Annotated in this window: 12 protein-coding genes and 1 tRNA gene; 10 read left to right on the top strand and 3 right to left on the bottom strand. The window is 42.0% G+C overall.

What is annotated here, in order from left to right; genetic code table 11:
- Positions 1-114: 114 nt before the first annotated feature.
- The 10 genes from WN50_RS12325 to WN50_RS12370 all read left to right on the top strand — a co-directional run bounded on the left by WN50_RS12325 (position 115) and on the right by WN50_RS12370 (position 10,214).
- Positions 115-378, top strand: coding sequence for a UPF0367 protein family (locus WN50_RS12325; protein ID WP_046279250.1), 264 nt, complete (start codon positions 115-117; stop codon positions 376-378).
- Complete coding sequence (locus WN50_RS12330) at positions 375-1,067, top strand: energy-coupling factor ABC transporter ATP-binding protein (RefSeq protein ID WP_046279251.1); 693 nt, start codon at positions 375-377, stop codon at positions 1,065-1,067. Before WN50_RS12325 ends, WN50_RS12330 begins: the two co-directional genes overlap by 4 nt.
- A 239-nt stretch (positions 1,068-1,306) precedes the next feature.
- Positions 1,307-1,858, top strand: coding sequence for an NYN domain-containing protein (locus WN50_RS12335; RefSeq protein ID WP_046279252.1), 552 nt, complete (start codon positions 1,307-1,309; stop codon positions 1,856-1,858).
- Positions 1,859-1,949: 91 nt separating this feature from the next.
- Positions 1,950-2,021 (top strand) — tRNA-Asn (locus WN50_RS12340).
- A 26-nt stretch (positions 2,022-2,047) separates the two neighbouring features.
- Positions 2,048-3,235 carry an aminotransferase class V-fold PLP-dependent enzyme gene (locus tag WN50_RS12345; RefSeq protein WP_046279253.1) on the top strand — a complete coding sequence of 396 codons (1,188 nt, stop codon included), beginning with the start codon at positions 2,048-2,050 and terminating at the stop codon, positions 3,233-3,235.
- A gap of 344 nt (positions 3,236-3,579) precedes the next feature.
- Positions 3,580-4,377, top strand: coding sequence for a uroporphyrinogen-III C-methyltransferase (gene cobA / locus WN50_RS12350; protein ID WP_046279254.1), 798 nt, complete (start codon positions 3,580-3,582; stop codon positions 4,375-4,377).
- An 84-nt stretch (positions 4,378-4,461) separates the two neighbouring features.
- Positions 4,462-6,018 (top strand): efflux RND transporter periplasmic adaptor subunit, encoded by a 1,557-nt coding sequence (locus WN50_RS12355; protein ID WP_046279255.1) that lies wholly within the window; start codon positions 4,462-4,464, stop codon positions 6,016-6,018.
- A 24-nt stretch (positions 6,019-6,042) separates the two neighbouring features.
- Positions 6,043-7,221, top strand: a complete 1,179-nt coding sequence (locus WN50_RS12360; protein WP_046279256.1) for an ABC transporter permease — start codon at positions 6,043-6,045, stop codon at positions 7,219-7,221.
- 43 nt (positions 7,222-7,264) lie between these two features.
- Positions 7,265-9,265, top strand: a complete 2,001-nt coding sequence (locus WN50_RS12365) for a TolC family protein (protein ID WP_053221501.1) — start codon at positions 7,265-7,267, stop codon at positions 9,263-9,265.
- Positions 9,255-10,214 carry an RluA family pseudouridine synthase gene (locus WN50_RS12370; RefSeq protein WP_046279257.1) on the top strand — a complete coding sequence of 320 codons (960 nt, stop codon included), beginning with the start codon at positions 9,255-9,257 and terminating at the stop codon, positions 10,212-10,214. Before WN50_RS12365 ends, WN50_RS12370 begins: the two co-directional genes overlap by 11 nt.
- A gap of 12 nt (positions 10,215-10,226) precedes the next feature.
- Here the strand turns inward: WN50_RS12370 and WN50_RS30920 are convergent, their stop codons facing one another.
- From WN50_RS30920 to WN50_RS32175, 3 genes are all read right to left on the bottom strand, one after another.
- Complete coding sequence (locus tag WN50_RS30920; RefSeq protein WP_053221502.1) at positions 10,227-10,763, bottom strand: hypothetical protein; 537 nt, start codon at positions 10,761-10,763, stop codon at positions 10,227-10,229.
- Positions 10,764-10,850: 87 nt separating this feature from the next.
- The gene (locus tag WN50_RS12380) at positions 10,851-13,010 is read right to left on the bottom strand and encodes a DUF3769 domain-containing protein (RefSeq protein ID WP_235440938.1); all 2,160 of its coding nucleotides are present in this window, start codon (positions 13,008-13,010) and stop codon (positions 10,851-10,853) included.
- 322 nt (positions 13,011-13,332) lie between these two features.
- Complete coding sequence (locus WN50_RS32175; protein WP_072075578.1) at positions 13,333-13,449, bottom strand: photosystem II reaction center protein I; 117 nt, start codon at positions 13,447-13,449, stop codon at positions 13,333-13,335.
- Positions 13,450-13,519 lie beyond the last annotated feature (70 nt).

Genomic DNA, 13,519 nt, shown 5'->3' on the forward strand with positions numbered 1-13,519 from the left:
CCCCTAACCCCTAACCCCTGTTCCCTGTTCCCTGTTCCCTGTTCCCTGATAAACGGAGAATGAAATACTATACTGAATTGATGAAGTTCCAATTCTGCAATTTTTTTAGGCCCCATGTTCTCGATTGATATTATTGTTAAGTTCACGCCCATCCCCTTATCTGTAGAGCAGAAGTCCCTCGAAGATGCTCAAGCCACTTATCAAAGAGTGATTGATGGGATGCAGGCTAGTCAGCCCCAAGTGATTGAACTGACTTGTGATAAGATTCCAGACAAAAAGATTTCTATTGTCAGTAGCGAAATTTCAGCCGTGCAAATTTCCCAAAAAACAGCATCCAACACAGGTAGAGCGCCCGGCTTTGCAATGCTTGGACAATGAAACCCTCAGACTCTGTAAATGTTCCGATCCCTGCTATTACGGTTCGTAACCTTTGCTATAGTTGGCCGACAGGCGCTCAGGTGTTGAAGTCTTGTTCTCTAGCTGTTCCCCAAGGCGAATTCTGGATGCTATTGGGGACAAACGGCAGTGGGAAGTCAACGCTGTTGCGTCTGTTGGCGGGTTTACTCACCTCCCATTCTGGGGAAATGACGATTAACGGGCGAGTTGGCTTTGTTTTCCAAAACCCTGACCATCAACTGGTAATGCCGAGTGTGGGGGCTGATGTGGCGTTTGGCTTAGTCGAAGACCAACTGTCTTTAACTGAAATTCGTCAACGAGTCGCTGATGCACTCTCAGCAGTCAAGTTAGAAGCGTTGCAGCGAAGGCCAATTTATGCCCTCAGTGGCGGTCAAAAACAGCGCATTGCGATCGCAGGCGCTTTAGCCAGACAATGTGAAGTGTTACTGTTTGATGAACCAACAGCCCTGCTTGACCCGGACAGTCAACTTGATCTCGTCAGTCAAGTCCGTTCTTTGGTTAAAAGTCGAGGAATTACAGCCTTATGGGTAACCCATCGCCTCAATGAACTCGACTACAGCGACGGTGCTTTTTTACTCTCAGGTGGACGAGTTGTCGCTCAAGGTGATCCTGAACCCCTCAAGCAGCGTTTGATGCAACATCTCAAATAAGAGTAACCCGTCAACAGCTTTGTCGGGGCGGGTTCCACCTAGATGTATGTCTTCCCCCAAACAATCAACATAAACCCGCCCTCTTACAGGCAGTCTTTTGAACTCCTGAACTTCTGAACTCTTTTTATTTTTTTGTTATTCTTTCCTGCTCATGTAATAATGTGTTAAGAAAAAAATGTCACCGCTATTTATAGCAGTACACTGTACAGGTTGATGCAAAAGTATCAGAGTCCTAAGCCATGCCACGTCTTTTATCTAAGGCTATCCTGTTAGTTGATGGCTACAACATGATCGGAGTCTGGCCCCAATTGCAAAAAAAGCAAGAAGGGGAAGGAATGGAAGAAGCTCGTCGCACACTTGTAGAGACATTAGTCAACTACAGTGCTTTTGAAGGACTTGATGCTCGGGTCGTCTTTGATGCTCACTATCAAAATACCCCTAGCGTTATCGAAAGCATAACTCGGAACTTATCCGTTCACTACACGGGTTATGGTCAAACCGCAGACAGTTATATTGAAAAAATCTGTGCTTCTATGGCTCATCAACTTCGCTTGTCTAGACGGCGGTTGATCGTTGCAACTTCAGATAGAGCGCATCAACTAACTGTTATCGGTTACGGGGCTGAATGGATGTCAGCCTTGCAATTGGCTCACGATGTCGAATCTACCGCTCGTTGTCGCCAACGCCGTCACAAGTCCAATAAACAGTCTTCTAGTCGTTTTCTGGCGAATTCTCTCGATGTAGAGTCTCAGAAACGTCTAGCCATGTTACGCATGGGACTCAAGCCCTAAACCTCAAAAAAAATATTTAAATAGTGCTTGACTTTTTTGGGTGCAGTGGGTTACTATAAATAACTGTGACTAAAATAAATTTTTAGAGCGATCCTCGGTAGCTCAGTGGTAGAGCGGTCGGCTGTTAACCGATTGGTCGTAGGTTCGAATCCTACCCGGGGAGTTTGAACAAAGGAAAAAAGGTGAGGCATGAAGGACAAAACGCTGAGTTTAGAACTTCAAACCTCAGACTACCGGAAGTATTGGTTACTCGATGCAGATGTAACCTTTCTTAATCATGGTTCCTTTGGAGCTTGTCCCACTCCGGTTTTACAGCTACAAACCCAACTGCGAGAACAGCTAGAACGTCAACCCGTGCATTTTTTTGTGCGGGAATGGGAGTCTTTAGTCGATGAGGCGCGTCATCAGTTAGCTGAATTTGTAGGGGCTACAGCAGAAGAATTGGTCTTTGTTCCCAACGCCACAACGGGTATTAATAGTGTACTGCGATCGCTGTCTTTTTCCCCAGAAGATGAACTGCTAACCACCAACCACGAGTATAACGCCTGTCGCAACGCTTTAAATTTTGTCGCTGAACGTTGGGGGGCGAAAGTGGTTGTTGCTAATATTCCCTTTCCGATCAATTCATCGGATGAGATTATTAATTCTATTTTAACACAAATTACCCCACGCACCAAACTCGTTTTAATCGATCATATCAGCAGTCAAACGGGTTTAATCTTTCCTCTGAAACGTTTAATTCAAGAACTCAATACACAGGGAATAGAAAGCCTCATTGATGGCGCTCATGCTCCGGGAATGTTACCCTTGAACTTACAAGAAATTAATGCGACTTATTATAGTGGAAACTGTCATAAATGGCTATCTGCACCCAAAGGAGCTGCTTTTTTATACGTTAAACCCGATAAACAAGCCGCCATTCGTCCTCTAACCATTAGTCATGGTGCGAACTCTCCCCGCACAGATCGTTCTCGGTTTCAACTCGAATTTGATTGGATGGGAACCCACGATCCGACGGCTTATTTTTGTATTCCTGAAGCGATCAAATTTATGGGATCATTGCTACCGGGTGGATGGTTAGAATTGATGCAATATAATCATAAAATGGTGATTGAGGCGCGAAAAATGTTGAGTGATCAATTAGACATTGCCCTCCCTTGTCCAGAAAAAATAATCGGTTCAATGGCAACGATTATCTTACCAGATAAAATACAGTTAATTCCTCAGCTACAAGAAAAACTTTGGCAACAATTTAAAATTGAAGTTCCGGTAATTCCTTGGGACAATCAGCCTCAAAAATTACTGAGAATTTCGGCTCAGGTTTATAATACCCATTCAGATTATAATAGATTAGTCGAAGCTTTAATTAGCTTATAGCGTTTCCGACTTGAGCAAGGTATAGGCAGCAGGTTGTAAGCCTTGCACCCCTAAAGTTCACTGCACCTCGTCTGAATGAAAAAGGCTATAATGTGCGCTACAAATTATTAATATTAAAAACAATTGTAGGGTGCATCAAATATCTTGCATTTTATTCAGCAAACAAGAACTACGGTTTGATGCACCCTACCTCCAGAAAAGATAAAAACTCAGTTTTTCAGAGAAACCCGGTTTTTGAACGGTAGCTCACCATTTGAGAAAGAACTGAGTATAATAGGTTAACCGAGAGTTTATATTAATAGAACCAAGAGAATCAGTAAATTGCTGATTAACATGAGGAAAGTATGAGTCAGAATATTGTAGAAAATAAAGTCAGTCAACAGTATGGTAAAGTGTATTTAGTGGGTGCTGGGCCGGGAGATCCCGGGTTAATCACCTTAAAAGGGAAAGGACTACTGCAATGTGCAGATGTTGTCGTTTATGATGCTTTAGTGAGTCCGCCTATTCTGGACATGATTAACCCTGAAGCTGAACACATTCACGCTGGAAAACGACGGGGACGACACTCAAAAAAGCAAGATGAAATTACTCAAATTTTAATCGAAAAAGCCAAAGAACACGCGATCATTGTGCGGCTAAAAGGCGGTGATCCCTTTGTCTTTGGACGAGGTGGCGAAGAAATGGAAGACTTAGTTAAAATGGGAATTCCTGTGGAAGTGGTTCCCGGTGTAACGTCTGGAATTGCAGCACCCGCCTATGCCGGAATTCCACTGACACACCGCAATTATAGTTCATCTGTGACCTTTGTAACGGGTCACGAAGCTGCGGGAAAATATCGACCGGAAGTCAACTGGAAAGCGATAGCCGTTGGTTCAGAAACGCTTGTAATTTATATGGGCGTTCATAATTTAACTCATATTACCTCAGAATTGATCGCCGCAGGTCGAACTCCAGAAACACCGATCGCCTTAATTCGTTGGGGAACTCGACCCGAACAAGAAGAATTAATCGGACAGTTAGATACAATTGTACAACAAGTAGAAACCACAGGATTTGAAGCGCCTGCGATCGCCGTTATTGGAGAGGTGGTTCATCTGTGTCAGATTTTACCGCATTGTCTCCCCTCTGTCGAAGGTAGATAGATTCTCAAAAACCACGTTAAACTGGAGGGAGATCATCAATGATGTTGCGTATTTTTCCGTCAAGTTTAAAGCTTTCAGTTGATTGTGTCTAGCCTAGATTATCAAGCTAAAAAAGCCTATCAAGTGGGAATGCGCTGGCTAACCGGAGCGTTTATTTTAGCCAGTGTCAGCTTAGGTGGAGTTTGGGGTTATGATTGGATAAAAAATCGACCCTTGACTCCAACAACTGCTGAGTTAGTTGAGGTTGAATTAGACAATGTTGAAAATAAAATTAGTGCAGGCGGAACAGTTGAATTAGGGGGACAACGAACGATTAAATCACCCGAAGAAGGAGCCGTTGATCGGGTGTTAATTAAACAGGGAGACCGAATTTCATCAGGTCAAGAATTAATGATTTTAAGAAATCCTCAACGAGAGACAATCTTAAATAAAAAACAATTAGAAATTCAGAAACAGGAAATATTAGTTGAACGCAATCGAGAAAAAATAGAAGAAGCTGAAAAAAAGCTAAGAATTGCTCAAGCGGACTATGAAGAAGATGTGGAAGATTATCAAGAAGAATTAGCCTCTAAACAAGCCATTCAAAACTTAGAAATCGACAAAATACAAGCACAAATTAATCGAAATCGTCAGAAACTAGAAGAAGCAAAAGCGAATTTAGAAGCCGCAGAAGCAGAACTCGAAAACTCAGAAAAACTGTTAGAACGAGGCTTCATTGCTCAACAAGAAACTGATCGCCAAAAACAAACTGTTCGTGAAAGTAAAGCCTCATTAAGAGATGCTGAACTTGAGTTAAAAAATTCCAAAATCGAGTTAGAAACTGCCCAAGTTAGAGAAGTGGAAATTCAGGCTAGTGTTGATAGTAGTACAATTTTTGAAGCTGAAATAAACCTCCAAGAAGCTCAGTCTGAATTGAAACAAAGTCAAAGTGATCTTGAGCGTATCAAAATAGAATATCAAGAAGAAACCCTAACTTTAGAAAATAATATTGTTACCGCTCCTATTGATGGCGTTATTCTGAATATTAACGTTAAACCAGGAGATGGCGTTAACCGCAGTGATGAATTAATGACATTAGGCGATCCCAATCAAGAACTAATTCAACTGCAACTTTCTACTCTCGATGCCGCTCAAGTCAAACCCAATCAACTGGCTCGAATTAGTGTCATAGGCCCTAACACAGAAACCTTCACTGGACGAGTTCAAAGCATCGGTTTACAAGCTCGTAGTCCCTCGAGTAATAATAATGAATCATCAGGTCAAGCTACGGTTCCTGCAACCATTCAACTCGATAAACCCACGAAAACATTAATTCCTGGAAGCGCAGTTAGTGTAGAAATTGTATTAGAAGAACGCAATAATGTAGTCGTATTAAACACCGAATTAATTCAACGTGACGGACAATCTCCCTATGTTTGGATAATAGATTCTAATAATACCGCACAAAAACAAGCCATTACGTTAGGATTAGAAGGGTTAATTCAAGTTGAAGTTACATCCGGTTTAGAAGCAGGTGATCGCGTCATTTCACCCTCTCCTGATACGCCCTTAGAACCCGGAATACCGATTACAGAAGCTTCTTCTACTCCCACTGACAGTAATCCTCAAAGTAGTCCTCGACGCAACCGCAGACGTCGATAATTATCCTATAATATCTATTCAAAAATGAGTCTATCTCCTTTTAATTTAATGGGTTTAAGTTGTCAGTCACTTCTCGGAAACCCCGTGCGTTCCGGCTTATCAATCATTGGGGTTTTTATGGGAGTTGCTGCGGTGAGTGCAACCCTACAAGTTCGTAATATTAGTCAAGCTGTTATCGTTCAACAACTCGCAGAAAGAGACGCTCCTCAAGTTGGTTTTACTCCTCAGTGGAACCGTATTACTCGTCAAAGAGTATCGTTCAACTTAGAAGATCTGGAGTTTTTACAACGACGTTTAAGAGGAGTACAAGCAATTAGTGGTATAAATTGGATGCGTTCATCTCAAGTCGTCTTTCAAGATCAAGAAGCCACACCTGGAATGAGAGCAGTAACGCTCAACTATCTAGAGACAATAGGTCAACGATTGGTTGCTGGACGTTCTTTTACATCTACAGATTTTGAACAATATCGACCTGTTATCATTATCGATCAATACCTAGCTGAACAACTTTTTCAAGGCAAAAATCCTCTCGGTCAAAATATTTATATTGAATATCGACCTTATAGTATAATAGGCATTATTCCAACTGCAAGTGATGAGGAACCGACCGGAACTATTTATATTACGACGGCGTTTCACAGTACAATTACTGGAAATAATACGATTAGCTCAATTTCGATACGTCCTCAAAGACTTGAAGATTTACAATCTTTAGAGGAACAGGGTCTAAAACTTTTAGAACAGCGTTATCCCGGCTCTAAATTTTGGTCTTGGAATACTGTAGATGATATTTTAGAACAGAAAAAAACCCTTGAATCAGTCTCAACTGCATTGTTAGTCGTTGGAGCAATTTCACTGTTAGTCGGCGGGGTGGGAATTGCCAATATTACCATTGCAGCCGTGATTGAACGAACCCCCGAAATCGGCTTACGACGAGCCATTGGAGCCACCCAAAACGATATCATGTTGCAGTTTGTCCTAGAAGCGGCTATCTTAAGTTTGGTTGGGGGAAGCATCGCAATTTTGACGGTACATGGATTAACCGTAATTGTCGCCCAACGCTTTGAGTTCCCCTACACTTTTGAGAGTCGCAGTGCAGCACTCGCTTTATCTTCTGCGGTGTTAGTCGGTGTCGGAGCGGGATTTTTCCCAGCGTTACGAGCGAGTCAGCTTGATCCGGTGAAAGCGTTAAAAGGACAATAACTAAAACTCATTTATTTGTTGATGACATTACTCGTCAGTTTCTATGTCTTTATCTCCTGATCACTCCTCGGAAAATTCTGTTTCTCAGTCTCCAACGTCTGGGAAAAATAAACTGGGTTTAATTCTTGCTGGAGTTGCAAGTTTAGGGGTTACTTTCCTACTCGGATGGCGATTTTCTAATGCTAATGCTGTGCGATCGCCCTCAGAAGTTCTACAGGAAACTCCACCGCAATTATTAACACAAACTCCCCCCGTTGAACCTCAACCCTCCCCAACCCCAACCTTTAAAATTCCTCAACCTGTTGAAAATAAAGCAGTAATGGGAGAGATTTTACCTCAGCCTACACGTTCTACTCTCAATCGGGAAAAATTCACGCCCACTCCTCAATTTAATGACGAGCAAAATCACGAGATAAATTTCGGTGATTCTCAGAGTTTAAAAAACAATATTCCTCCGATAGAATCCGCAAAAATAGAACAGGAAATAGAAACACAATTGAATTTTAACTCCCCTATTTACTTGACAGAATTTAGAGCAAAAATAGAAACAGAAAAATTTCAAAAAACTCAAACCAAACCCGAAATCAACCTAGAACCTCAACCCAGTTTATCCCCATCTCTACCTGCTTCAGTTGAACTTGAATTGCCAGATGTAATCTTTTTAGCCTTAGAAAATAATCGTATCATTAAAAATCAATATCTAGAACGCATTGTTCAACAACAAGATTTAGCCGTTGCAGAAGATAAATTTAGACCAGATTTTACGCCAAGAATTGCTTTAGATTGGCAAAATATAGAGCAAGGCGGAACAACCAATACAACCAGTGGTTTAGTGTTATCCGCACAGTTAGAAATGACCATTCCCACAGGAGGCGAATTAAATTTGGGTTGGGAAGGTCAACGAGAAAACCGCAGTGGAGATGGTTTAAGTGATCAAAATAATAATATTTTTAGACAAAATTTAGAACTTTCTTTTAGACAACCTTTATTAAGAGGAGGAGGAATTGATCTCAATCAAGCTTCGATTAAAATTGCTCGCATTGATGAGACTATTCATTTACTGGACTTAAAATCAACATTAATTACTCAAATTACAGAAGCAATTTTAGCCTATAGACGTCTCATTCAAGCTCAAGAACAACTAAAAATCGAACAAAACTCTTTAGAAATTGCTCAACAACAAGTCGAAAATACTCAAATTTTAATCGATGCGGGTCGTCAAGCCAGAGTCGATTTAGTTCCCGTACAAACTCGGGTTGCGAATCAAGAAATTAGTGTATTAGATGCCGAAAATAATCTTCAACAACAACGACTAGCATTACTTGAAGTTATTGATATTGATCAGAACTTAAATATTGTTGCAGTTGAAGAAGTAACATCGATTGAATCTCAATTTCTTGATTTTGATGTTATTCAACAACTTGCTTTAGAAAATAGACCGGATTATTTAAAATCAAAGCTTGATTTAGAACGTTCCAATTTTGAACTGCAAATCGCGGAAAATAACCGACGTTGGAATATTGATTTCAGCACAGATATTAGTCGGAATTTAGCACCAGATATTCTTGAAGATAGAACCGAAGCTCGAGCGGGAATTGAACTGAGAAAAACGTTGGGCGCTCGCAATATCGAACGAGATTTTCAGCGAAGTCGAGTTAATGTATTACAGGCTGAAAATAATCTGAATGAGGAATTTCAGCAAATTGAAATTGAAGTTCAAAATAAAATTAGAGATGTCAATGATAACTTAAGAAAAGTTCAACTCGCTCAAAGAGCAGCTCAACTGGCTGAAGAACAGTTTCGCAATGAAGAAGAAAAAGTTAGACTCGGAGTAGGAAATAACTCAATTGTTGATTTAGTTCGGTTTCAAGAAGATTTGGGACGGGCGAGAAATAACGAACTTAATGCTAAAATAGATTATCTCAATTCTATTACCGAATTAAATCAAGTCGTAGGAACGACATTGGAAACCTGGAATATTACCCTTGAACAAAAGGTAGAGATCTCACCGAACTCTCATTCAAATCACCAAAATGAACAGTGAAAGCATAATAACTCTAAGTGTATCTGAACAAAGCCGTTTAGAGCAACCAAATCAACGCTTAGATCGTTGGTTATCCGAAAACCTAGAAACCCTCTCGCGATCGCGCATTCAAGACTTAATTTCCCAAGGTCATGTGACCGTTAACCAACAGGTTTGTACGTCCAAAAAGTTAACCCTAAAAACCGGAGATTCTATAGAAGTCAAAATTCCTCCCAACGTCCCGTTAGAATTGGAAGCTGTTGACATTCCTCTTGATATTTTATACGAAGATGAACACCTGATTATAATTAACAAACCCGCAGGTTTAGTCGTTCATCCTTCCGCCGGACACAGTAATGATACTCTCGTTAATGCCTTACTCGCCCATTGTCAGACCCTCGCTGGAATTGGAGGGGTTGAACGTCCGGGAATTGTCCATCGTTTAGATAAAGATACCACAGGTGCAATAGTTGTGGCAAAAACCGATTTTGCGCTGCAACATCTCCAACAACAAATTAAAGCAAAAACCGCCCAACGTCAATATTTAGGTGTCGTTTATGGTTCGCCCAAAACAGAATTTGGAACCATAGAACAACCCCTCGGGCGACACTCTGTTGATCGCAAAAAAATGGCAGTTGTTCCCGTTGAAAAAGGGGGAAGAAATGCGATTACCCATTGGAAAATTCAAGAACGTTTAGGAAACTATACCTTAGTTTTATTTACCCTAGAAACCGGAAGAACCCATCAAATTCGCGTTCATTCAAACTTTATCGGACATCCGATTGTCGGCGATCCAGAATACAGCAATAGACGATCAATTGGGGTCAACTTATCCGGTCAAGCCCTTCATGCGTGGAAGCTAAAATTACAACATCCGGTTACAGAAGACTGGATCGAAGCAACAGCCCCTATTCCCGAAGAAATGAACACCTTATTAAACGTATTGCGGCGTCGTTCAGAATCAACTTGATTCTCGTAAAATTTAACTCGATGGAGGAGAACTTGCAGGAGGAAGTATTTTTTGACTATTTTCTAAAATCCTCTTCAACTTTAACATAAAATCTGTATGAATGGAAGCAGAAGTGACAGGAGGTTTGGTTGAATAAAATTTAGGCTTAATCAGAGGTTCTATCGGCTTTAATTGCTGCATCTGCGAGGAATTGTCTGTATTTTCAAGCTGAGAATATTCTGATTCAACAGATAATTCTAGGGTAGCTTCTCGCTGACGTAAAATCGCAGTCTCGGGTAAATTATGACTAATTAACTGTTCAAACTCTAGATTAAAATGATAAATGGGCTTGCCTCGACGTTGCCAAATCGATAAAATTTGTGCAACCGAAATCGATTTGTAGCGACCCTGATAGAGAGCCTCAATAACCGCCAGATAAATCCAATAATACTCATAGTTCTCCGCCCATCGATCAATCATTTGTTCGCTGGAATAGTCCCCCAAGTCAAAACTATAGTGATTCAGCAAAGCCGCCGCGATCGCCGCCTGATCGAGTGAAACATCAAACACAATAAAAATTCATTAAAAATCAACGGTTAATCACTCAAATTTTTAACAAATCAAAGCAATACTAGCACAAGCAAGATAGAAAATGAGTTAATCTTTAATCCCCGAGAACGGTTCCGAGCCACCCGTCCAATTAAAGTCACTGATCCGCAGGTTTAAACTGCCCACCCGTCGCACAGGACTAACCCGCAAAATAACCCCATAAGTCCGACGACTATATTCTAAAGAAAACTCATTATCAACCGCCAAACCATTTTCCAGGTTAATCGAATACTCAAAACCCGCCCGCAAACCGCCATAAATTTGCTGAACCAGTCCAAACGTCAGAATACTTTCATCCACCCGACGATCAAACAAAAACGGTGATTGCCCATCAAGAGCCACTTGAGTATAAAGGAGATTAAATCCGGTATAGTCCAAAAAGTCTCGGGAAAAATGACCAAATTGCCCTTGCAAACCAACCGTACCACTTAAATAGGACTGGGAATCATCTTCAGTGTAAATACTCGTCACACCTTGAGCCACCATAATCAAACGAATAAACGGAACCACAGGTCTAGCCGTGTATTTTAATCCTTCCGTGGGAGTCGCAGGTAAAGCTTTTCCCTGCCAAATAATTGGAGGATAAATTAAAGTTGCTAGTCCTTGAAAGCGAGTACGAGTAATCCGATCATTGTCCCGACCCGGTTGATTGAGAATATCCAAGCGATCCGTTCTCGCTTCAATTTGTTGTAAGCCGCCTTGAAATCTAAACACCGCCCCAGAATCTCCCAGTAAAATTTCTGGAGAGGTTAAAACCGCCCCCGCACTGCGTTGAATCGTTCGGAAGCCTAATGTCCCATTGAAAATCCGATCGCGATAGCTATACTCCCCCGTCAGAGTATAACCGCCAATTAACTGTCGTACCCGAAGACTGGCACGATACTCATCTTCTTCGAGATCGGGAAAATCCTCAAAATTGGTAATCGATAAGCGGCTATCAAAAAAGGTGTAAGGAGAAAGGGGCCCCGACAATTCCGCTTGCAAGCCGTAAAAGCCCCCATCGGAGGGATTAAGATCTTCCTCAAACGCTCTTTGAAGTAAAAATTGGGGAGAAATATCCAAGCCAATCGGACCAAATCTCACCGGACTAACATTCCACTCTACATAGTAACCCCCCAAATCATCGAGGTCATAACCAATCGAAAAGGGAGCGGGTTCTCGTTGGCGGCGATCAATCACCGTGCGATCGCGAAACAAAGGTAAACTAAATTTTTGATCAAAAACTAAGCGGGAACCTGTCGTTAAGATTTCATCTTGTAAGGGGGAGATGCGTTGCAGTCGAGCGGTATCTGCCCTTAATTCCAGTTCCGGCGGAGAAAAGGGATCGTTTGTAATTCGCACATCTTGGGCTTCCCATTCCCCATTCGGGAGAATATCAATCCGTTCCGCTTCAAAGCGCAGGCGGTTGACATCCCCTTGCAAGTCGGGAAAGGACAAACCACTCACCTCAACATCAGCCCCCTCTGTGGGAGCCACATTTTCCACGGGTTGGGCTGAAGTGATGCGATCGCTAATCGGGGATCTCACCGCTTGTCCAACGCCTTGTTCTTGTAAGGGTTGAGCCGCTAAACCCGGACCGAGATCGGAAAGAGAGATCACGCCACTCGCATTGCTAATCACTCCTGTACTTTTCACCAAGTTGTAGTCCATGCGTTGGCCGCGAATCACTTGGTTTTCTCGCGTTAGGGCGACATTCCCGCTTGCGACCACCTGACGAGTATTGAGATTAACTTGGGCTTTATCCGCATCAATTAAAGTATTTTGAAAGCGGATCATCACATTCCCTTCGGTTGTAATAATTTGCCGTTGTTGGTCAAATTCCTGGCGGTCTGCTGTCACTTCCACCAGATCTGTCGGTAAAATGACAGGAATTGGAACGGTTTCTGGGCTGGGTTGAGAAGGGGTTTGTGACAGTAATCGATCTGTTGTCAGATTTTGATTGTCTGAAAAGCTGAATGATTTGGCCACCTGATAGTCGGCTTCCCCAGAGGGTTTAGTTGTCAACGGGGAAAATATCTGGGGTTGAGTCAATTGAGAGTTCGTTAAACCTAAAGACAAAGCAGGCCCCAGGGAGTCAGCCGATACTGAGGTGGAGGGAGAAAAAGAAGCCAACTCTTGCTCTAGTGCTTTAAGTTTGGGGAGTTGATAGGCTACGGTTTCATTTTTGTGGATTTGTTTAGGCGATACAACATCTGAAGACAACTGCATTGGAGTTGAAACAGTCTGCGGCTGAAGAGGATTGAGGGTTGAATCGGGTAGGGTTTGAACAAGCGGAGGTGGTTCAGGCGGCGGTACCGGGTAGGGCATAGTTTAGTAACAAAAATCACAGCAGCAGCCCGGATTTATGGGCTTAACCGCGTGAAGGACTGCACTAGAAGAATGCCATTAGCCATGAAGCCTATTGACTGATGACTAATGACATTCAAGCTCGTTATCTTAACACAGTTGAGGGGTTACTCTGTCGAGCAATTCCGAAAGCTTTTGAAATTCAACACCACTTAACCGTGTCTACAACCCGGATTTCCTTCTCTTACTCCAAGTCTTTCCGTTTGGGGTTGCGGGCGGGGTCGTTCGACAAAAATCCAAAGATAAACAGCAACACAAAAAAGGACACCACTATATAAACAATGACTTTTAGAGTCTCCATGACAATTTCTCCTAAAGGGCGATTTTCAAAATGGGTTGCGATGCAACAATCTACAGTTTTCTTATACTAT

The sequence above is a fragment of the Limnoraphis robusta CS-951 genome, from assembly GCF_000972705.2.

Excerpts from the sequence above, each read along its gene's own strand:
- WN50_RS12335 (WP_046279252.1), top strand. The coding sequence starts at position 1,307 with ATGCCACGTCTTTTATCTAAGGCTATCCTGTTAGTTGATGGCTACAAC.
- WN50_RS12360 (WP_046279256.1), top strand. The coding sequence starts at position 6,043 with ATGAGTCTATCTCCTTTTAATTTAATGGGTTTAAGTTGTCAGTCACTT.
- WN50_RS12345 (WP_046279253.1), top strand. The coding sequence starts at position 2,048 with ATGAAGGACAAAACGCTGAGTTTAGAACTTCAAACCTCAGACTACCGG.
- WN50_RS12380 (WP_235440938.1), bottom strand. The coding sequence starts at position 13,010 with ATGCAGTTGTCTTCAGATGTTGTATCGCCTAAACAAATCCACAAAAAT.
- WN50_RS12365 (WP_053221501.1), top strand. The coding sequence starts at position 7,265 with ATGTCTTTATCTCCTGATCACTCCTCGGAAAATTCTGTTTCTCAGTCT.
- WN50_RS12330 (WP_046279251.1), top strand. The coding sequence starts at position 375 with ATGAAACCCTCAGACTCTGTAAATGTTCCGATCCCTGCTATTACGGTT.
- WN50_RS12370 (WP_046279257.1), top strand. The coding sequence starts at position 9,255 with ATGAACAGTGAAAGCATAATAACTCTAAGTGTATCTGAACAAAGCCGT.
- WN50_RS12325 (WP_046279250.1), top strand. The coding sequence starts at position 115 with ATGTTCTCGATTGATATTATTGTTAAGTTCACGCCCATCCCCTTATCT.
- WN50_RS32175 (WP_072075578.1), bottom strand. The coding sequence starts at position 13,449 with ATGGAGACTCTAAAAGTCATTGTTTATATAGTGGTGTCCTTTTTTGTG.
- cobA (WP_046279254.1), top strand. The coding sequence starts at position 3,580 with ATGAGTCAGAATATTGTAGAAAATAAAGTCAGTCAACAGTATGGTAAA.